The 19,193-nt window shown below is 56.9% G+C and carries 17 protein-coding genes and 2 tRNA genes; 2 read left to right on the top strand and 17 right to left on the bottom strand.

What is annotated here, in order from left to right:
- Positions 1-81: 81 nt before the first annotated feature.
- From SH661x_RS14400 to SH661x_RS14430, 7 genes are all read right to left on the bottom strand, one after another.
- Positions 82-498, bottom strand: coding sequence for a hypothetical protein (locus SH661x_RS14400; RefSeq protein WP_437222654.1), 417 nt, complete (start codon positions 496-498; stop codon positions 82-84).
- 33 nt (positions 499-531) lie between these two features.
- The gene (locus SH661x_RS14405) at positions 532-1,287 is read right to left on the bottom strand and encodes a hypothetical protein (protein ID WP_437222656.1); all 756 of its coding nucleotides are present in this window, start codon (positions 1,285-1,287) and stop codon (positions 532-534) included.
- Between the two features lie 97 nt (positions 1,288-1,384).
- Entirely contained in the window at positions 1,385-1,810 is a 426-nt protein-coding gene (locus SH661x_RS14410; protein ID WP_437222658.1) for a hypothetical protein, read from the bottom strand.
- Positions 1,811-2,872: 1,062 nt separating this feature from the next.
- The gene (locus SH661x_RS14415) at positions 2,873-4,165 is read right to left on the bottom strand and encodes a reverse transcriptase domain-containing protein (protein WP_437222660.1); all 1,293 of its coding nucleotides are present in this window, start codon (positions 4,163-4,165) and stop codon (positions 2,873-2,875) included.
- The gene (locus tag SH661x_RS14420; protein WP_437222662.1) at positions 4,165-5,673 is read right to left on the bottom strand and encodes a hypothetical protein; all 1,509 of its coding nucleotides are present in this window, start codon (positions 5,671-5,673) and stop codon (positions 4,165-4,167) included. The genes SH661x_RS14415 and SH661x_RS14420 overlap by 1 nt, the downstream gene beginning before the upstream one ends.
- A gap of 491 nt (positions 5,674-6,164) precedes the next feature.
- Positions 6,165-6,539 carry a hypothetical protein gene (locus SH661x_RS14425; protein WP_437222664.1) on the bottom strand — a complete coding sequence of 125 codons (375 nt, stop codon included), beginning with the start codon at positions 6,537-6,539 and terminating at the stop codon, positions 6,165-6,167.
- A gap of 491 nt (positions 6,540-7,030) precedes the next feature.
- On the bottom strand, positions 7,031-8,536 hold the full coding sequence (locus tag SH661x_RS14430) for a hypothetical protein (protein ID WP_437222666.1): 1,506 nt from the start codon (positions 8,534-8,536) through the stop codon (positions 7,031-7,033).
- A gap of 1,018 nt (positions 8,537-9,554) precedes the next feature.
- Here SH661x_RS14430 and SH661x_RS14435 point away from each other — a divergent pair.
- Positions 9,555-9,848 (top strand): DUF1580 domain-containing protein, encoded by a 294-nt coding sequence (locus tag SH661x_RS14435; protein ID WP_437222668.1) that lies wholly within the window; start codon positions 9,555-9,557, stop codon positions 9,846-9,848.
- Between the two features lie 111 nt (positions 9,849-9,959).
- On the opposite strand, the gene SH661x_RS14440 is transcribed toward SH661x_RS14435, so the two are convergent.
- From SH661x_RS14440 to SH661x_RS14455, 4 genes are all read right to left on the bottom strand, one after another.
- The gene (locus SH661x_RS14440; protein ID WP_437222670.1) at positions 9,960-11,012 is read right to left on the bottom strand and encodes a hypothetical protein; all 1,053 of its coding nucleotides are present in this window, start codon (positions 11,010-11,012) and stop codon (positions 9,960-9,962) included.
- 62 nt (positions 11,013-11,074) lie between these two features.
- A complete protein-coding gene (locus SH661x_RS14445; RefSeq protein WP_437222673.1) occupies positions 11,075-12,304 on the bottom strand; it encodes a tyrosine-type recombinase/integrase in 1,230 nt (409 codons plus the stop codon).
- Positions 12,305-12,421: 117 nt separating this feature from the next.
- A tRNA-Arg gene (locus tag SH661x_RS14450) sits at positions 12,422-12,495 on the bottom strand.
- Positions 12,496-12,919: 424 nt separating this feature from the next.
- Positions 12,920-13,147, bottom strand: coding sequence for a hypothetical protein (locus SH661x_RS14455; RefSeq protein ID WP_437222675.1), 228 nt, complete (start codon positions 13,145-13,147; stop codon positions 12,920-12,922).
- Between the two features lie 446 nt (positions 13,148-13,593).
- On the opposite strand from SH661x_RS14455, the gene SH661x_RS14460 reads away from it, so the two are divergent.
- A tRNA-Ser gene (locus SH661x_RS14460) sits at positions 13,594-13,680 on the top strand.
- Positions 13,681-13,914: 234 nt separating this feature from the next.
- Here the strand turns inward: SH661x_RS14460 and SH661x_RS14465 are convergent.
- The 6 genes from SH661x_RS14465 to SH661x_RS14490 all read right to left on the bottom strand — a co-directional run bounded on the left by SH661x_RS14465 (position 13,915) and on the right by SH661x_RS14490 (position 19,190).
- Positions 13,915-15,099 (bottom strand): tyrosine-type recombinase/integrase, encoded by a 1,185-nt coding sequence (locus SH661x_RS14465; RefSeq protein ID WP_437222677.1) that lies wholly within the window; start codon positions 15,097-15,099, stop codon positions 13,915-13,917.
- A 62-nt stretch (positions 15,100-15,161) separates the two neighbouring features.
- A complete protein-coding gene (locus SH661x_RS14470; RefSeq protein ID WP_437222680.1) occupies positions 15,162-15,443 on the bottom strand; it encodes a hypothetical protein in 282 nt (93 codons plus the stop codon).
- A gap of 85 nt (positions 15,444-15,528) precedes the next feature.
- Complete coding sequence (locus SH661x_RS14475) at positions 15,529-16,746, bottom strand: hypothetical protein (protein ID WP_437222682.1); 1,218 nt, start codon at positions 16,744-16,746, stop codon at positions 15,529-15,531.
- Positions 16,747-16,832: 86 nt separating this feature from the next.
- On the bottom strand, positions 16,833-17,489 hold the full coding sequence (locus tag SH661x_RS14480) for a HesA/MoeB/ThiF family protein (RefSeq protein WP_437222684.1): 657 nt from the start codon (positions 17,487-17,489) through the stop codon (positions 16,833-16,835).
- Entirely contained in the window at positions 17,489-18,124 is a 636-nt protein-coding gene (locus SH661x_RS14485; protein WP_437222687.1) for a hypothetical protein, read from the bottom strand. Before SH661x_RS14485 ends, SH661x_RS14480 begins: the two co-directional genes overlap by 1 nt.
- Entirely contained in the window at positions 18,111-19,190 is a 1,080-nt protein-coding gene (locus SH661x_RS14490) for a hypothetical protein (RefSeq protein WP_437222690.1), read from the bottom strand. The genes SH661x_RS14485 and SH661x_RS14490 overlap by 14 nt, the downstream gene beginning before the upstream one ends.
- Positions 19,191-19,193: the final 3 nt, after the last annotated feature.

The raw sequence follows: 19,193 nt of genomic DNA on the forward strand, positions 1-19,193 counted from the left end.
GTCGGCTGAGCGTTTTTTTTAGCTCGGAGTTCGCACCACCGATCCGGGCACGATCGCACGACCAACATTTTAATCCCGGAATTAGAATTCCTCATTATGTGGGTACCGCGGCGTTCGAGTCTTCCGGCGCACAGGGCGGTCAGGCTGCGAGGCTTCGAATTCCGTCCGCACCAGCGCTCTCACGAATGACATCGTGGACTGTCGTAATATGCGGTCCTGGTCCGACAGGAGCTGCATCGCCCACATCATGCCCGCAGGGGAGGGCATGACCAGGGTCGACCGCAGCAGACGAATCGCACGCCGGCGGGTCATCAGAGCCGTCTGTGGATTGGAGGCAGAATGGATCAACGCGTCGGCGATCACCGGATGATACTTCTCCGCCACGAGGCCAATCACCTCCTTCAGGCGCTGGAACATGATTTTGCGACTGTCGCTGAGCGCCTCAAGGAGGTTATGCGGGCTCACGTCCTCGGGCTGAAGTTTGCTTTTCTGGGTCATCGGTCTCTCCTGTGGTCGTGAAAAAAGTGGCGATCAGTTCGTGACTGCGGCCCCGTGAATGGCGCGCAGCCGATTCCGGGTCCGGCTCTCATAGGTCTCGCCAGCGGAATCCACCGGCACGGATGCAGGCGGACTGTTCGAAAGAACTGCTTCTGACGGATCGGCTTTCTGAGGAGTCGCGGTGGCGGACAGCAATGCCGCTTGCGCGCGGAGACGTGGTCGCATCATCTGCATGGCGGCGAGGGCTTTGATCGCCCTTTCATGATGGTTGAACGCGGCATTCAGCCGCTTGAGGCGAAATTCCTCCCACTTGCGGTGGCCCCCCGGGGACGTCGCCTCCGTCCTCGCCAGATAATGCACCTGAAGCCACGTGCTGATGACCTGTTCGATCAACAGGTATTCCAGAGGAGAATCCGCCTCCATGCTCAGGCTCACCTTGAGGGCGTTCAGGCCACGACGAACCTGTTCCTTTCGCATCAGATCGTGACCCGCAATCAGCTCGATCCAGGCGGCGTGCGAGATGATCGCCATGTCTCCCTCCTTGTTCCAGAGGTGAGGGTTGTGGTCTAAAGCAACTCGCAGAGCCGGTAACGCACTGACATCACCGAGCCGGGCTCGCAATACGAGGTTCGCGAGGACTTCTTCAGGGGTACTGGGGGGCGCCGGGGGAGATTCGGTCGATTGAGCATCGCCGCCGCCCGGAGTCGGACCTGGCCCGTTTTGCGGATCAGCAGAACCCATCCCGATCATGTTGCAGGGGAGACTTCCCGCAGACCGGTTTTTCGCCATGAATGCCTGGAGTTCCGCCTCCTGTTCCTCAGGCGTTTGGGTCAGGAATCGATCTTGCGGCTCATAACCTGTCAGGTGGATCGTTTTTTTCAGGGTTTTAGCAGTCGATCGTGACTGCTTCGAAGTCCGTAGCTTGCGAGCCTTCGCAGCAGGCGTCTCTTTCCCCTTCCGGGATTTCGGGGCGGTTGTCCCGGCTGTCGACTGACTGGATTTTGCTGGCATGACGTCTGACCCTCCATGGTCCTGAATTTGTCTGATGAAAACCAAGAGAGAGAAGCACCGCTTCAGTAAGGAAGGAACATCGCTGTTCAAGCCTCCTGGAGAGTGCGACCGCCTCATATGTCCTCGTCACTTCCTTCTCGATCATCTGCAGGTCTGCGACCCCGCGCTCATGACGGCTCTGGATCTCTGCTGCAGCGGCCTCGGCCATCGGGCCGCTGCCGAGGTACTGGCGTACGACCCGGTCTCCAATCCGTACCGATCGGTAGTAATACTTGCGGGTTCCTCGCGTCTGCCAGCTCATTGAATGTCCTTCGTGTACTACAAATCGCGAAAGCATCAATTCTCATACTTATCAACATCGATAAATTTTCGGAACCTCAAAATTGACTCACGCGTTCGCGCGAAGGATGAGTGTTGCTGACCCTGTCATGGCATTGTTTCGAATTCTCTCGGTTCGAGCTCGCGAAAAATGCTGGAATTCGTGTGCTCAGGGAGTCCGAAGAAGCGGACGGCTGGGCTGGTTTGTGCGAATCGATCCTGCACGGACACGTTTTGAATCAGGTTCTGAGTGCCGAACTCTGGTCAATTCTCCTGGTGAAGCGCTCCGGGCGCGCACGATTTCCAGCCAGGAGCTTCTCGGGTATGCCAGTTTGCCGGCCAGACCCTGTCGATTCGCGCAGAATTGCCCTCCAGAGTCCTTCATCCCGACCAGAATTTCCGGGTTAGTGAGCGACAGCAATTCGATTGTGGCTTGAATCCAACCGTTGGACTGGAGCGAACGAGCCTGAACTGACGCCCCCGTGACGAAGGAAGGGCGTGAAAACAGGCCAGCCACTGTGGAGCAACAGCCGGGATCCGGAAATCCGCGAGGGGCAGGGACACCAGAACGCCAGATCACGCACCTGAAGCCACGTCCTGACGAGCTGTTGGATCAGCTGGTCTTTCAACCGGGAATCCGCATCCACATTCAGGCTTACCTTGAGGGCGTTCATGCCCCGACGAACCTGTTTCTTTCACACCAGATCGCGCCCTGCAATCAAGTGGATTCGCCGGAGCGGCCCTCAACCGACTTCCTCACAGTTGTCTCTTCCTGAAGTGCAGCGGCACATGCTATCTGGCCCCAGTCAAACATCGCCAACAGAATCTGAAGGCAGAGAACAGAGAAGGCAAGCCATCACAATCACATCACCACGACGGATGCCCCCCTGATTCCCGGAATGTTCAATGGGCTTTGATGGAAGTTGCTGCAAGTCGCCCAGCATTTCAAAAAAACAGCCGGCGTGAACTTCCCACGCCGGCATCGGAGTCAAACTCCGTCAAAAAAACTCCGCGAGGCGGAGCCGCGGATAACCAACAAGTGGTGTTACCGTTGTCTCCGGCGAGAGATCTTGTGATACAGACGCTCCCACCGTCTCCAAGACTTCACCACCATTCGCCCAATCGATTCCCGGGAGAACTCCCGCAAACCGTAATGTGCGAGCAGGTGGTAGATCTTGTCCGTGACATACTCACGCCTCACCATCGCCGGCCCATACGTCTGGATCCATCCTCTGACGAACTGTTTTGCAGCATCATCAGGATTGGAGAGCGTATGAGCTGCAAGCAGCAGTTGCTGGAACTCTTGCCAGGCATCCTTGCCGAAGAGGAAGACAACCTGTCTCTCGGTATTGAGTTTCACTCTGAATCCGAGGACGTCAGCTGTCGTCCCTGGGATTGCGAGATCCACCACACCATCCTCCCCTTTCAAGTTCAGCCCCGACATCTGGAGTCGTGAGTTGACTCGTTCCAGCAATTGCTGACCTGCCACAACATCTTGTACCGGGTACACCAGATTGTCGGCATACCGGAACCAGGATGACAGACCTTCCGCCTGAAGCGGAAGATCGTGTGCGTAATGTAAAATCAGATTCAACGCCATGGGCGACCAACTGCATCCCTGTTTAAGTCCAGTCCTATTGTTCACATCTTCGCCGGTGGCAATAGTCATTGCCAGTCGCAGGACCTCCTCACTTACACGGACTGAGTGATTCTGAGTTGATTGCAGGGATTCCTGACTCTCTGAGAGCCGCCGCTGGAGCTCCTCCAGCGGCACGTTGTCGAAAGCCTGCCGGACGTCATCGATCGCGAGCACAGACACATCGTCGCGCTGCATGCTGAGACTCAGCTCAGCCAGCATCTCCCAAGTCCCCCGACGCTTTCGGAACCCAAACGAGTTCTTGAGGAACATCTGATCCATGAACGGCTCCAGGGCGTTATAGAGCGCCCTACTGACGATCCGGTCTCGGAGATTACTCAACTGGAGCACACGGACTCCTCCATTCCGCTTCGGCAGCGCAACACTTCGGGTCGACTGAGGTCGATAGTTTCCCGCGGCAATCGAATTTGCCAACTCGTCACACACATCTCCCATATCAATCGGAGAGATTTCGGCGGCCTCGATTCCATCCGGACCCGGAGCCCGACCACCCCACTCCCGCAAGTCCCGAGCAGCACGATACAACGCCTCTCTGCCAGCCACATCTATCAGCTCGATCGCGTTCCGTTCCAGGAGCGATCGGCGATCACGCTTTTCTTTTCGCTCACGGTACGCCTTCGCTCCGAGTTCCAGCTGCTTCCTCACCGGCCGTTGCAAATAGCTGTCTGAAAGAAATGTCATTACTCCGCCTCCATGACCAGTTTGAGAGCTTCCGCTGGGCTGGTCGAATCGACCGCCTGTCTGGAATGGTACGCCTGTCGGCGACGACTCCAGGACTCCAGGAGGTCATTCCCTTGGTCATCAATGTCGATTAGCAAAAGCGGATCACGGACGGATCGGGTTTCCAGGAGTCGGTCCGGTATAGCGGGTGGTCCAGGACTGCCTGTCGCATCGATCAGCACATCCCGACGTTCGATCCGCCCCAATCCCCCCCGGGTGGCAATGACGATTTGGCTGTCGCTGGGCGAGCGTTCTTGGATGTCAGTGATCCATTGCACCTGTTTCTCGCTCAGTGAGACATCATTCACCGATGAATGCAAGGAGACCGAAGCCTGCGGGAGCTTCAAAGACAACGCATAGGCATGCTCCACCGAGTCAGCCAGGATCCCGACACGCAGACCCGCACGAGTCCACTGCACTGACTGAATCTCCGGGCCGAGGTCCCTCAACTGATGGATCGACCCGTCGGAGATCGCCTGTGCCAGTTTGGCGATACGGCCGTTTCTTGATTTGCATTTCCAGATGCAGTGACGCTTCGTCTCGAGTACATCCCGACTTCTGCTGCAGGAGGGATGCTGGTGCTCGAATGACATGACCTCGATCTGACGCTGCAGCATCCCGTGCCTGGGGATCGTCAGCACCTTTTCTCCGAACAACATCAGCAGGATGTCCCGCTGCTGGATCGTCAATGGGTAGCTTGCCGGCAGGAGGCCGAACAGGCGAGTCTGCTCACCCAGCTGTGCCAGCCACAGGTTTCTCAGGGGGACAACGGCCTGGCCCAGAGACAGAGGATGACTCGAAAACGTGGGACGCAGCGAAAAGCACTCCGTAGGCTGAAAGACGATGCAAATGTCGATCGTCTTGGCGTCCACGCAGCCGCAGGCCGCTGCCGAGTACGGGCAGACCACCACGCGCGGACATCTTGCCATGGATGTGTGTGGGCGGATCACTTCTGCGGCGGGGAGGATGCGTCCGAGTTGATGGGCCGTTTCCTGTCCCGTACAGAGGATCAGAATGCGTAATCTTGGCCAGGCGAGGATGATCTGTCGCAGCAGTTGGACAGGCGACACGGGACTGGGCCGCATCCGCTCATCGAAGTAGCGGATGATCCCCCGTTCATGTTTGCTGATGAATCCGAGCATCCGTCGATCCGTGGAATCCTGATCCTCATCAGCGATTCCGGATTGTGGACGGGGGAGTCTCCCCGGGGGAGAGTGTGTCCGCTTGACCTCGTAGCCCTGCTCCCAGAGAAACTCTTCGATCAGTGGCTCGAGACCAGGGCCGGTGATTCCGCCACCCGCATTCTCAGGATCCGGGTGGACCAGCCGGACCGCATGCCGTGTGATCACCGAACCGTAGGTGTCATCATTTTCCATACCAAATCCGGTGGTGCGGAGATGTTCCAGTTCCGGAACGTAGGGATGAATGTAGAGATGCTGATTGTGACGATCCAGGATCACTGTAGACATGGATTCTATTTCCGAGATTAAATTGTGACATGAAATTCGTGGTGCGGCTGTGATGAGCGGTCTTGCGACGCATGCTGGTTCGACTGAAGAGACATCTCACTCCGCAGGAGCTCGTTGGAGAGCACTCTTCATCACATCCATTGCTGGCTCTGGCCATCATGGGTCGAAGATTCTCTTTATGACTCTAGCTAAGGATTCCGATGTGTTGACCGCTCTCTTGACGCAGCGTGGCAGCAGGAATCGGCTTTTAAAATTGAGCGCAGCAAGGTACTGAAGGTTGATCTCTCAAGAGAGGCTGATGCACTGACGTTGGGATGATAAATCGGAACGTCGCGCACACAAGTGTACCGCCGTCATTTCCGGGAGTGATGAGGATGCGTCAGGAAGGACGAGAGAGGGCAAAGTGCTCCTAACTCGTCCTTCATCTCGCAAAATTCAAAACTCAATTTGATTGTTCAGTGCCGGTTCACCGGTTTTATCCCCAATGTCGGTCAAGGATCCGTCACGCTGCGATATGCCTTCTCGACATTTTCGGGGATCAGCCAGATCTTGAGAGTTTCGTCAGGGTCGCCCAGATATCCCTCAATATAGATCAGTTCCATGTCCTTTAGCTCAGCCAGGCAGTAGTCGAGCTTTTCAGGGTCCATTCGGATATCCCGGGCAAGAACCCGGACCTTGCGTTTCAGGTAGGTTCGCTTTCGATGATCTTTATTTGTGAGCGGTTCCCCATTCGAAAGTTTTCCATGCCAGAACATGATCATCGAAAATGCTCGGTCAATCCCTTCCAGAGAATGATCGGCGAAAAACTTCTTGATCCATTCAGGCCGGTGGCGGCGGACATTTTTCTCCACTGGGGGAAGGATCAAGTCTAGGGCACATCCTCTCCATTCCTCTTCCGGCGGAATTCGCGGGACAATTTTGTTGCCGACGAATCTAAATTCCCTCATGTCGATCGCGAAGAAAGACAAGCTTGTCCCGGAGAATGACGAGAATGAGACTTGCTTTTCATCGAAGTTCTCCTGTGGCGTCCAAAGACCTTCCGAATCCTCGTCATCAATGTTGTGTGAATCCATTTCAGAGTCCTTACTTCAGTGTTATCTAATGTTGGTTCAAAGTTCCGTATGTAATCGAGAACGACCAGCTGCAATCTCGGGAGCGTCTGCTGGTGCTTGTCGTCTGAGGCAGCAGTCCTCTCCGTCCTGATGTACCCTCGCGTCGATCGGGACTCTGTGATGGATCAGCAGGGGGACCCATCACAGCATCAACGACCAGCAGGTAGCGGCGGCCGAACGGACGCCGCTGGCGTGGAATCCACACTCCAGCGTCAGCGGCCCGTGCGACATCCCGCCGTCTTATCTCAGAGTGGTTGTGCCGTTTCCTCAGGCTCATCCGACTCGACAGGCAGGTCGTGTCGCTCCGTGATCACAAACCGGTAACGGGTTGCCGGGGGATGGCCATGAAATCTGGCCCGCTTCTTCTCGAGGCGCAAAACCATCTTCTCGGCATCCGTCTCAATCTCGAATGTCTCCTCCCGGTGAGAGGTTAACACGATGCCGATTTCTCGAGCCCGGGACTGATCGTTTTCTCTGCTCCCCTTGGCAATCAGTTGTCTCTGGAGTCCAAGCTCCTGGACGTTCTCCGCCCATGTGGTGGCGGAGAGCCACTCCCCTGGCTTGTGAGCTCCCAGAAGAGCGATCCCCCTGCGGATTGGATCGTCCGCCGTCTTGCGTGATACATAATTTCGAAGGAAATCCTTGAAATCGTTGACCTTCAGGATTCCACCGATGGCTTGTGCCCAGGCAGTAAAAGGGTGTTTGACACTGAAATCAAGCGGTTTCCCGTGCTCCCTCCAAAGCTCGATCATTCCCCGAAGTTCTGCCGCAATCTCATCTCGATATCGCGGCAGGAAGTCGTATCTTGGATTTCCAATCGGACTCGATCGATCTGCGACATTCCCGACTGGGTTCAGGCGGATTGGAAGCGATCGATTCATGAGGTCTTCTGACAGGCTCCCCTCGTTCGTCGAGAGCGCGAAAACAAGATCGTTTGGACGGCTCAGCGGCAGGTGGCCCGTCGTACTGTAAAAACATGGGTTGCTACTAGTGATGGTCCTCTCCAGAAATGCCGAGGCAATCGGTCCGCTCTGGCCATTGCTCCGGATATTCTCGATTCTGATGACTCCGAGACGAGGATGCGAATTCAAGGTCGCGACTATGGACCGCTCCAGTGGCCAGTCCGTGGAGGAGTAGCTCACCGATACCTGTTCTTCGATCCCGACGGCGAAGTCGATGACGGTATCCTTGCCGCCGTGAGACTTGGTACTGGTCACGGCGATCAGAGGTTTGCCGCCCAACCACATGTTCCGGAGCATGACTGTGAGCGCGGCCGCCACAGCATTTGTCCGGTCGGAATGGTCCTGAAAATCCATCACATCCAGGAACTGGGTTATCCGGTCCTGCGATCTCTTGATCTCTGGCTGACTTCCCCTGACGAGGTATCTGTGGTCAGGCCCAAGGTCGTGGTAACCTGGTGCGAGCAACTCGAACTCCTCCGAGTGAATCGGAGAATCGATAATTTTGTCGACCGGCTGGAACTGTTGCAGGAAGGCCTCAGATCGCAGCATCGTCTGCAGATGGCGGCCTGAGATACTTTCGGGACGTCGTCGGCCATTCTTCAAACTTGTCACTTGTACCCTGTCGACCACGAGTGAGGCTAGTTCCTGGCCCTTGGTAATTGGTCTGGCATTGAATTCCCCTCGCGGCGATGCGAGCAGTAATCCGCCGCGATACTCTGGAGACCGGAACAGATCTCCCGCCGAGCTCAGTCGCTTGCCAAAGCCGGCATACAACCCTGCCAGTGGCACATTTTCATTCCAGTCGAATTCATTTTCATTCCTCAAGGCAGTAGGGATCGGAAAATCACCGCGAGATCCGTCCTCGCAGGTCCGCACATCCATTTCGTACACATCATTGCGATCGCTTCTTTCAATTGCCTCTAGATTTGAACATATCATTGCTGATTATTTTTCTGTTAATTTTGAAACTCGCGGTGCGCAAATCGCACTCACACGCACTTAAGTTGAGTCCTTCGTTCCCGCTTCTCGGGGACGCGGCGCACAGCAGGCACACGCGACACATTTCAGAATCCCAACTTTGATTCCCGCTTCTCGGGAACGCTGTGCACACCAGGCACACGCGACACACCATCACAGAGGGTGTTTTGAAGTACTCGTGCAATTCATTCGCTCATACAGGCGAATGTTGCATTCTCAGACTGTCTGCTGAGTCACAGCGGTTTGATCCCCATACGGCCAATCCGTACTATCAAACCAGAATTGTCTTGCGCTGAGGGAGTCCCATGAGATCTTGACTCTTCTCTCCGAAGCGAATTCTCGAGCGGAATGCAATGCCATCAATCGGGCCAGCGGGCATCGTCCGCTTCACTTTTCGATCTGTGCCATATACCCCCTTTTCTTAAAGGTGACTACTCGGATGTCAGGCCAACATTCTCCCCAGAAGCGCTGGCGGGTCAAGGACTTTTTTGCCGAATTTGCGTCTGATATGGAACCTCAGATTTTTCTGGTTTGGCACGAAATCTCATAGTGGTCAGCCTATCGCATGCCTTTTGTCAGAGAACGTTCAGAGCACTGTCCTATATAGCATATTTATACTGTCGCAATCCGATGCGACGTTCTTCGTTGATATCGTCCCTGAAGTTCATGAAACTAACAACTTCAATCGAGATGCGAGCGGGATTCCTTTCGTTCATTGCGACTGAACATTCCTGTAAGATCTCAGCTCATCCCAGCAACGTTCTCAGGTTCATGTCTGAAACTTCGGCGGTCACGAATGAGTTGGCCCCGATTTAAGAAGTCACCAGGCATGATTGATCTCAAGACTGAAAACGTACTCTCGATGACCGACGCTGCCAAACAGCTGCCCACCCGGCGGCGAGGGAAGCGGATCGCCGTCTCCACGCTCTACCGCTGGGCGGACCGGGGGCTCCGGGGGCGAAGGCTGGAAACAATCACCATCGGCGGGGCGAAGTTCACGTCGCTCGAGGCACTGCAGCGATTTTTTGAAGAGCTGGAAGAGAATGCAGCCAGTCCTGTGCGATCCACCCACGCTGTCGGCGAAGCTCAGGCGGCGCGGAAACTGGACGCCGAGGGATGGTGAGGGGTGTCCTCAAGATCACTGCTGAACGAAACTGCCCGGGGCAGTTCTACCGTTGGGTCCCATCACCACGCAGGCTGGCCCCTTGTTCATCCGATCAAGAGTCGACCGGTCTCAGGAGGGCTTGATTTCCTCCAGTCTCCAGCCTCTTTCGCGGACATTCCGGATCGCTAGCCCCAGCGTTTTGACTTTACCCCTCAGCGTCGACAGGGCACTCTCCAGCTTGTTCTGTTCACTGCGCTGATCCCCAGGATCGGGAACTGCAGCCTCCGACCAGATCTGCTCCAGGGCGTCCCGATGCGTGTACGTCTGCCGATTCCGGTGAAGCAACCCGAAAATCTCCCACTCGATGTGTCCGGGCAGATGGACCTGCCGGTTCTCCCGGACAACCCGCTTTTGATCCGGAATCAGAAACGTCCCGAGATAGCTCTTCGAAGACGGTGTGTACTCCGGAGTGCGGAGCAGTTGTTCCAGCCGGCCATGAACGTCGTGGACTTTGGCCAGGTCCCAGGTCGGATAATAGGTTGAGAAATCAGTGTCGAGATGCCCCAGATACGGAAACTCCTCGTAGAGCACCCGTATCGATTCCGCGAGTCTTCGGTGGAACTCGACCTGAAAGTACGCCACGGAATTCACGGGATCCCGGAGCGAGGATCCTCCTCCGGAGAACGTGTCGAACATCTCCTGCGACAGGAGCACCCCGATGTGAAATGCAGCCTGCTGAACAGCGGGAAGCCTGGACGAGAAATCCTCGATGGCGTTCTCGTACTCTCGGGAGGATTCACCGAACAGCGGCGACATCTGCACCAGCGCGCGGTTCAAATCAAAATCGTTGTCCAGTTCGAGGTCCCGGTACCGCTCCAGAAAAGCGGCGCGGTCGGAACTCCCCCAACGATTCAAATAGTTCTCCAGACATTCCTCCTGGGCCTGGATCAGCCTCAGGCATTGGGAGGAGAGTTCTGGGTTTTTACACCGCTGGCTCATTTCCTGGAGCCAGCTGATGACGCGGGCGGATTCCGCCCGCGCTCGTTGCAGCGGGGGAGGCTCATGGAATTCATCCTCCCAGAGTCCACACCAGGCCGCTTCGAGCAGACTGCGAAAGTGGCACAGGTGGCTGGCAATCTGAAAACTCCGGAGAGCCAGTTGGAGGGAGAGGTCGGTATTCACAGAATGGGTTCCTGAACAAGTGAAGCATCCCGTCCTCGTGAGGCTCGAAGCTGCGGATGCGGTCAACCGATTTGCTGGGCAATCCGGATCGCCTCCGTGAGGTTTCGTTCCGCATAGACCTGGGTGACATCGGCTCGCGTGTGACCGAGCGTCACCTGGGCTGCTTCCAGGCCAAACTGCTTGCGAATTTCGGTGGCTCGACTATGCCTGACCTGCAGGGGACACCAGTCGGGAATCGGCTCCTCGGCAGCCCGCGACCGGTTCACTTTCAGGATCGCATACTTGATCGCGCGGCGATAGGAATCCGTGTCATATCGCTCCCGCTTCGCCCTCGTCGAGGAGGAACTGAATGGTACAGGGGACTTGAGGGTGGAAGGCAGGGGCGTCTGCCGCAATACCCGGCGTTGGCGATTCCGCTCCGCTTCCGAATCCCGGGGGCTGAACAGAAACTCCTCTTCGGGACGGGCGAGAAAGGGGGCCAGCAACGCCTGGGCCTTGGGGCCCAGGGCCACGGTTCGGGTATGGCCCCGCCACTGATTCTTGTGCTCAGACGGGGAATAGATCCAGATTTCGCGGGTCCGGTCGATGTCACAGGAGCGCATAATGACTACCTCGCAGGGACGCATCCCGGTCAGCCACTGCAGCTGGACCATGGCAGAGACCACCGACGTCAGGCCAGGCAGGACTGGAGCCACCCATTCCCAAGGGACAGGTTTCACAGGATCTGTCTCCCGGGCATCGCTGCGACCATAGCGCAGTCCATCGACCGCCCGCAACCCTTCATAGACAGAAGGCGGAATCAGCTGTTCTGACACCGCCCATTTGAAAATCCGTTTGAGTCGGTTCAGACGGTTATTGATCACTCCCCGCGAGAGGCGTTCCGCATCGATCATATGGGTGCGAACAGCTTTCAAGGCAATGGGACCGAACTCCGCCGCCAGGGCCGATCCGAACAGTTTGCGGAGCGGCCGGGCTGCGTGTTTCATTTCGGTGAACTCCTTGGTGGGCTGCCCCCCTTTGGAGTAATACCCCCGCGCGAATTCGCGATAAGCCAGCAGCATCTGGTTGATCGTCGGGGACGGGACTGGTGAACTCCGGGATGCAGCCGCAGAAGTATGCGGCAGGCCAGTTCGGCGGTCGTGGATCCAGGCAGCGATGAGCCGGTGATACTTCTCCAGGCTTTCGGGAGAGTTGTAGGAACCAAGGTAATGGTCCTGCCCGTCGATGCGGACGACGCCCAGATTCTTGGGGCGATAATGGCGATACTTTGGCTGAGAACGATTCTGAGGCATCTGCGGCTCCGTAGCTCGTGAAAAATAGTACCGGTACTACTTTCACAGGGTCTTACGGCCGCGCTGTCCGATCAGGGACAGGTGCTTAACTCAAATGCTCGGCACGACTTATAAAAATGCACCCCTCAGGGTTCGAACCTGAAACCTTCGGTTCCGTAGACCGATGCTCTATCCAATTGAGCTAGGGGTGCTGTGGATTTCGTGAAGGCGAATAATACTGATTTCGCTCAGCGACGCAATCGTAGAACGACGCAAACCAGCGAGGGCTACAAAACAACGGTCAGATTCAATTGCCAGCCTGGATTTCGAGCTTTTATGGGATCCAGGTCGCCCCAGAGTGAAACAGGCTGCCGGGATGCTGCAACACTCCAAGTCTCGGGAAGGCTTTCCTTATAGATGATGACGAAGGATCACGCGTGCCGGGAAGTGTCTTCCAACTCTGCCGCGGTCCAACTGTTTCTCGAAGCGACCACGAAGTGTTTGGCAGCCCACTCATCCTACAATCTCAACCCGCCTGGCCCTGCCTCAGGGGAGTGTGGCGGCGATTCTGGGTAATTCATTGCTCGAAACCTGTGTTGTTCGCCGCCGGAACGCCACACTTTCGTGACATTCGCTCTAAAGTTGCGGGTAGAGTCGGTGGAGTTTGCGTCGGGAGGTGGTGAATTGCCAGCGGACGTTGCTGGCGGTCACGTTTTGCTCCGCTTGCCAGGCTGTCATTTCGGATTGCAATTCGGTCACGGTCGGGATTCGGCAATTCAGACATTGGTGGCTGATCACTCCCAGTTCGATCTCCGTCATACTCAGCCTGCTTCCGTTGCGGGGAGTGGGCGTCGATCGGGCCATGAGAGAGCCTCCTTGCTCGAAATGAGTTCAACACAATGAGTCTCCCCAAAACCTAGCAACTTATTCGATGCCAAGTAGTAGAGTCTGCCCGCATCTAAACTGGACCACCAGGCCGCCGAAGTTGCTCTCGTCAGGTGCATCGTCGTTCATCTGTCTGTGACTATGGTTCAGGGGGACGAGTGCGGGCAAGTTTTGCGGTTCGAGACAATCGTTCTTCAAGTTCTGCGATCTGGCTTGCCAGAACTCACCAATTCATTAGACTTTGCTCTCACCCGCCGCAGCAGACGCCGCGAGTTGCTGGTGATGCGGTCGACAGTCTCGGAGATGCATTTCCGTCAACAGGCGAGCCGTAGAATCCTGCTCTATAGACGTCCTCTGGCTCGAACCCTTCTGAATCAGTCGGGTTTTGACGACAGGCGGTTGGTATCGCGGGAAGGCGAGAATTCGGAGAGATGGCAGAGCGGCCGATTGTGCAGCACTGGAAATGCTGTGTGGTAGAGATACCACCGGGGGTTCGAATCCCCCTCTCTCCGCTTTTCTTGAACTCCTCGTTGCAAGTTCATTGAAATCAATGACTTGCAGTGGGGAGTTCTGATTGGCACAGTCGACTGTGCCGAAACTGTGCCAATCAGGGATGAGTGAGGATCAATGGAGTAGTCCTGAGCGGGTCGCTTGGTTCTCATCGGACGTGGGACGGGCTGTCTCCTTTTTTCAAAAACCTCTTCAAAAACTGTCCCGGAACCACGCTGGCTCCGGATTTATTGCTTTCAGTATAGGCGCACTTGTTCCATTTGACGACGAGATTCGTCATCGTGCAGATGATAGTAGCGGTGGACCATCTTGCTGTTGCGGTGCCCAAGCCAGCTCATCAGTACCCGCTCCTTGACGCCCACGTTCGCGCAGTTGGAACAAAAGTAGTGTCGGAATGAGTGCAGGCGTCCATCGAGGAACCCAGGTCCGTCTCCCTGTGACGGGAATTGGGATGCAAGAGGCGTCAGAACATCGCGGATCAGGATCCGTCGGACCGTGTCCGCTTTGATCTTTCCACCCAGCGGCCCATGGAACACCTTTCCGTCTGGATGATGGGTGAGGTTTTCCAAGACGGTCCGCAGTTCATTCTGGATCGGGAACGAGCGGCTGTAGCCCGATTTAGTCGTTCGTTTTTCACGGGTGCTGCGGCTCTTGTGTGCGGTTTCATCCGTGAGCGTAACCATGCCCTTGTCGAGATCCATGTCCGACCAGCGGAGGGAGGCCAGTTCCGAGATCCGCAGGCCGGTTCCGGCCAGTCCGATCACGACATCTCGGAGCCAACGGAGTTCTTCTGTCTGGCAGTGTTTGATGATCGCCTGAACTTCTTCCTTTCGCCAGCAGTAGGTATCCGTTCCGTCGGCTTTCTTCATCGCGTATTTGAATGCCACGTTGGCGGGAAGATGGTCGTATTCGATGAGGTACTTGAGGACCTGCTTGAGCGTATTCAATTCGAGGTATTCGGTTGCATAAGCGTATCCCTCGCCATCCAACCAGGCGGCATAGGCGTCGAAAATCTGGCGGTTAACTTGGTTCCAGTATTTCAGCCCTTGCTGCTGGGCAAAAGGTAGAAACTTGTCGAAGACTGGCCGATAGCGTTTGGCGGTAGAGGGACGGGGGCCGCCGGAGATCAATGGACGGCGGACGTATTCTTCATAGAGCTTGCGGCCATCTGCCAATGTCACCAGTTGCGCCTCTTCGGTCTGGAGCAGACGCCGATCGGCCAGTCCATGTTGGACAGCGAGGTTCAAATCCAGATCGTCGAGGTCCCGCAGGGCTTCCGCGCGATCCCGGGTTCCCAGCGACCGGCGTCCCAGCGACGGTTCGTTCCCTCGACCGTCCGCCAAATAGACTCCATCGCGGATGCCCAGCAGCCAGCGGTAATACCGGCAGCGGATTTCTTCTTTTGTGCGAGGTTTGGGCACGAGGATTTCCTTTCTATGCAAGAGGATGAACTTCGGGACGAAACGACTTCTGAAGGACCCGTTCAGCGTTTCTTCCAGCGGAGACGCGGTCCCGGGAGATGGGGAGAGGAAGCTGGCTTGCTCACTTGCACGGGAGAACGGGCCGGTTTCGGGGAAACTTCGGCAGCCTGCTCCAGCAGACTCGCCGAGAGCAGGACCCGTGTCCCCGGCCCGCCCGGCTGCCAGACCTGAAAAGTGCCGTCCTTGATCCGGCGGCGGATGGTACTTTCAGACAGCGTGGAAGCGACAGAGAACTCTGTGACGGAAAGATAGTCTTGGCTGCGAGTTACATTGAATTTAGACATAACAGAAACCGATTAGAGCAAGTGATTGTTCCCACTTGTTCCCGGTTGCCAAATAGTGCACTCGCTATTTTTCGAAGCCCGATTGTCAGTCGTCGAACGTCGGATTTTCTCCCAGCCGCTGCCGAAGAGTTTCAATCGCAGGTTCATGTTCGGGGCCAATCTGAAATCGGTCGAGGATCTCAGTGTTGGTCAGTCCTTGAGAAATGAATTCCTGCAGATCGATGAGCAAATCCTGCATTCTCCCCGAGGCAGGAGCCAAAGCATTGGATTCTACGTACGTTCCTTCCCTGTCTGGGGTGGAGATCGCAGAATCGGGAATGTGGCGGGGACCGCCAGTCCGATGCGGACGGTGACGTGCCACGTTCCCAATGACTTCGACGACATTTTCCAGCAGCTTGACGATGGCGAATACACGCAGCCAGATCGCTGGTGTGTAACGGTGACCTGTAATCAATTCGAATGCTCGGCGATAACGGTTATTCACCGTGCTGAGCGGAAGCTGCAATTGTTGGGCAACCTCACGTAAGGTCAATTCCCGTGAATTGTCGTAAGAGCCGTTTCTCCAGCCTTCGCGCAGATCCCAGACTTCCAAATATCCTGGATACTGGTCGATCCGCTCCCGTTGGCATAGTGTCTCCTGAGTCTCACGCCACTGCGACATCGCGATCTCGAGATCCCGTTCAATGACCCGTTGAGAAGCCGAAGGTGAAACGGAGAGAATGGGTTCATCTACGTAGCCATCCAGACCAGGATCGGTCCGCAGGGTCAATTGAAGCAGTGCCTCGCCCTTCTGATCGTCTTCATTTCCTCCGGGAGCAAAGCGGTTCAACAACAGGCAGCCCAACTGAGTCAGTGTCTCCTTCGGCAAGGCCCCGATTAGCAATCCCACCAGCCCACGGTTCGTCACGGGATGGACCGAGCCAGCGAGTAAGCTCTCAGCGGTACCACTGCCGGGAATGTCATCAAACTCGATGCTGGGATCAGTCGGCGGGCCGCTCACGCCGATCGAACCCAGGAGAACGACCGCCGCTTGACGGAGTTCTGCTTCTCCGGGTTGGGTCAACGGAGCGTTCTCGTAAAATTTCGCCACGGAAGTCCAGAAGGAAAGATAAATCGGATGGCGACGGGTCACCTCCCAGCGGTACCGAGTCGGTAACGAACGCAATTGGCCGTAAGGGCGCGGCAGCAAGGCGAAAGGATGTTCGTCAGGATGTTCTTCGGAAGGCCGGTCGTGCGTCATCGTTCCATCCTTAATCGGAATATTCGATTCTGCTTTTGACGCACTGTTGACAGTCGCTGTCATCAGCTCATTCCCATGTTCCGAAGATGATGGCAAGTGATACTAGAAAAGCAAAGCTTCCAGGTCCGCTGCCTCGTTTCAGCCGCAACTCATTCTGCTCCGGAGAACAGTTCCGAGCTCAGCAGATTTAGCGACTGATCCCTTTCAACAGGCACTCCCCGCAGCCAGCGGGTGAACTGGTGGAGCATCAGGCCTGCCGCGATGGATGCGCTGTAGATCGTGGACTTGCTGGTGCAGGCGCCGGATTGGGCTTCGGACTGGGCAAACAGGGTTGTGGTGTAGTGGTCGCTGGAGGGTTGGTCGGTGGCGGTGAGGATCCGCATGACTTCACCGAGCATCCGACCGTCGCACCAGAACTGGCAGCGGTCTTTCAGGGACCGCCAGATCGCAGCTCGCGCGGTGATCGAGTCGAGGCAGCTGAATACCGCTTGGCCGATTTCCATACGCGACCGGAACCGATCGGGAATCGTCTCGATCTTCAGCTGCGGATCAATCTGCCGCAGCAGGCTGGCGGTGGCGTCGACCTTGGCCTGCCCCAGGTCGGCGTGATGGTAACCCTGAGTGGTGATGTTCGAAGGCTCGACCACATCGAAGTCAATCAGCTGGATTCTGCGAACGCCGATCGCGGCCAGCTGGATCGCCACCTGCCGCCCGATCGCGCCCACCCCGATCACGGTCACTGTCAGTTCCGCCAGCTTGTGCTGGGGAATCAGGTCCTGTTGTCGCTCGAATCGGTCGTGGACCATCAAGGCACCTCCTGCAGGGACTCGTTGAGTGTTGAGAGTGGAGTGTCGAGTGAGGTTTCATGCAGACCCCGTGCTGCTGGTGCTGCGAACCCCCAGGCGGCTTCCAGCTCGGGCCAGTCGGCGAGGACGTGGTGGTCCTCGTATCTCCCGTCGTGAACCCGATCTCCTTGAAACGGTTCCGGGATCAGGACATTGTTGAGGTACTCTTCCTCCCAGTCCGTGAACGCGCTGGCGTCAAACGGCTGTGAATAATCGATCTCAACCCGCATCGGCAGCTGGGCGTTTCCCTGACGCCAGTGGAGCTGGGCGTACGTGCTGTCATTCCGGGCCAGAATGAACATCACGGCCCAGTCGCAGCGTCCAAAGCATCTCTGGAACGTCTCCACATCCACGCTGCTGGGCTGTGGACAACTGCCCGGATGGGTGTGGATCCAGATCCTTCCACACTGCTCGGGAGTTCTTCCCTGGTCGACCTGGTTCTCAAAGTACTCGGCGACCGAGAGGTCATCGAACTTCACGGTGACTTCGGTACACACTTGCCGGACCAGCTGAATCTCCCGCACACAGAGCACATCATCGGGATCGGAGATCCCGAATGCTCCCACTTCTGATGGTCCGGCATCACGCAGGTACAAGAGCTTCGACCAGGCGGTCGGGCTGAACTTGAGGGTCGGTTTGCGGAACTTCCTCTGCCGCGGACGGCGGATCTGTCGTCTCAGGATCGGTCGGGTCTTCGGGATCGTCTTCATCGGGTTCACTTTCTTGTTGAGCTTCCAGGCAGCTGGGACAGAGGTTGTCTTCCAGGCAGCTCTGGCAGAAGGAGTCTTGGCAGTCCGCACAATCACTCAGGCAACCAGAGCAGTTCGATTCGTCGCAGCCGGTGCAGCAATGCTCACAGTTGGGGCAGAGGGATTCCGAACAGCTGCTGCAGCTGCGGACACAGTCTTCACAGAGTTCACACTGACACCCGTTGCAACTGGAGGTGTCTTCGGGAGAGGTTGTCCCCCCACAGTCCGCACAGCTCATCCCCTCCCAGTCCGCCAGAGAGACATAGGCGCTGCCGGAGTTGTAGGTCTGCAGGACGCTGCGGATCAGCAGAAACAGATCGAAGATCCGGCCTTGCTGTAGCGCGCTGCGAATCGGGAGCTTGGCCTCCCCTTCGCAGAGCTGGCTGGCGTGGACATGGGGATGCGTCGTCTCACGATCGCTGCCGGCGGGATGCGGATCGAGGGCGACGACTCTGTAGGGAGAGTGATCTCCGAGGGAGACGTAATCCAGGCGGATTTCGAAGGCTCCCAGGTCCACCCCTTCCAGGATGATGGGCTCCGTCCGCACGGTCAGATGGCGTTTTTGTAGATCCACCCCCACCTCCTCAAACTCGGCCCGGAGTGCCAGCAGGTCTTCGTAGAGGCTGCGGAGGGAGGGAGGTTCCGCGGGTGGAGCCTGCGCGAGGGCCACCGCCACCAGATCCCGGCACCGGGAGCCGAGCCGGTCCAGCTGCCGCAGATACCGTTCTTCAGCCTGCCTGCCGGCGTTCGGCAGGTGATGGTTCCGGCAGAGTCGCCGCTGGCGATCGGCCTGCTGCACCAGTTGCCAGCACGCCTCCGGTGGTTCGGGGACCGAATCGTCAGTCTTCCGGGTGAAATAATCCTCGTGCATGCGCCCGGCAGCGCGGAGCAGCAGCCGGTCGGTTCGGTTCATGGG

It is taken from the genome of Planctomicrobium stercoris (assembly GCF_051465655.1).
In the GTDB taxonomy this organism is placed as follows: Bacteria; Planctomycetota; Planctomycetia; order Planctomycetales; family Planctomycetaceae; genus Planctomicrobium.

What these genes read in the sequence shown, in the direction of transcription:
- SH661x_RS14400 (WP_437222654.1), bottom strand. Translation starts at nt 498, where the DNA reads ATGACCCAGAAAAGCAAACTTCAGCCCGAGGACGTGAGCCCGCATAAC.
- SH661x_RS14405 (WP_437222656.1), bottom strand. Translation starts at nt 1,287, where the DNA reads ATGGCGAAAAACCGGTCTGCGGGAAGTCTCCCCTGCAACATGATCGGG.
- SH661x_RS14410 (WP_437222658.1), bottom strand. Translation starts at nt 1,810, where the DNA reads ATGAGCTGGCAGACGCGAGGAACCCGCAAGTATTACTACCGATCGGTA.
- SH661x_RS14415 (WP_437222660.1), bottom strand. Translation starts at nt 4,165, where the DNA reads ATGACATTTCTTTCAGACAGCTATTTGCAACGGCCGGTGAGGAAGCAG.
- SH661x_RS14420 (WP_437222662.1), bottom strand. Translation starts at nt 5,673, where the DNA reads ATGTCTACAGTGATCCTGGATCGTCACAATCAGCATCTCTACATTCAT.
- SH661x_RS14435 (WP_437222668.1), top strand. Translation starts at nt 9,555, where the DNA reads ATGATTGATCTCAAGACTGAAAACGTACTCTCGATGACCGACGCTGCC.
- SH661x_RS14445 (WP_437222673.1), bottom strand. Translation starts at nt 12,304, where the DNA reads ATGCCTCAGAATCGTTCTCAGCCAAAGTATCGCCATTATCGCCCCAAG.
- SH661x_RS14455 (WP_437222675.1), bottom strand. Translation starts at nt 13,147, where the DNA reads ATGGCCCGATCGACGCCCACTCCCCGCAACGGAAGCAGGCTGAGTATG.
- SH661x_RS14470 (WP_437222680.1), bottom strand. Translation starts at nt 15,443, where the DNA reads ATGTCTAAATTCAATGTAACTCGCAGCCAAGACTATCTTTCCGTCACA.
- SH661x_RS14475 (WP_437222682.1), bottom strand. Translation starts at nt 16,746, where the DNA reads ATGACAGCGACTGTCAACAGTGCGTCAAAAGCAGAATCGAATATTCCG.
- SH661x_RS14480 (WP_437222684.1), bottom strand. Translation starts at nt 17,489, where the DNA reads ATGGTCCACGACCGATTCGAGCGACAACAGGACCTGATTCCCCAGCAC.
- SH661x_RS14490 (WP_437222690.1), bottom strand. Translation starts at nt 19,190, where the DNA reads ATGAACCGAACCGACCGGCTGCTGCTCCGCGCTGCCGGGCGCATGCAC.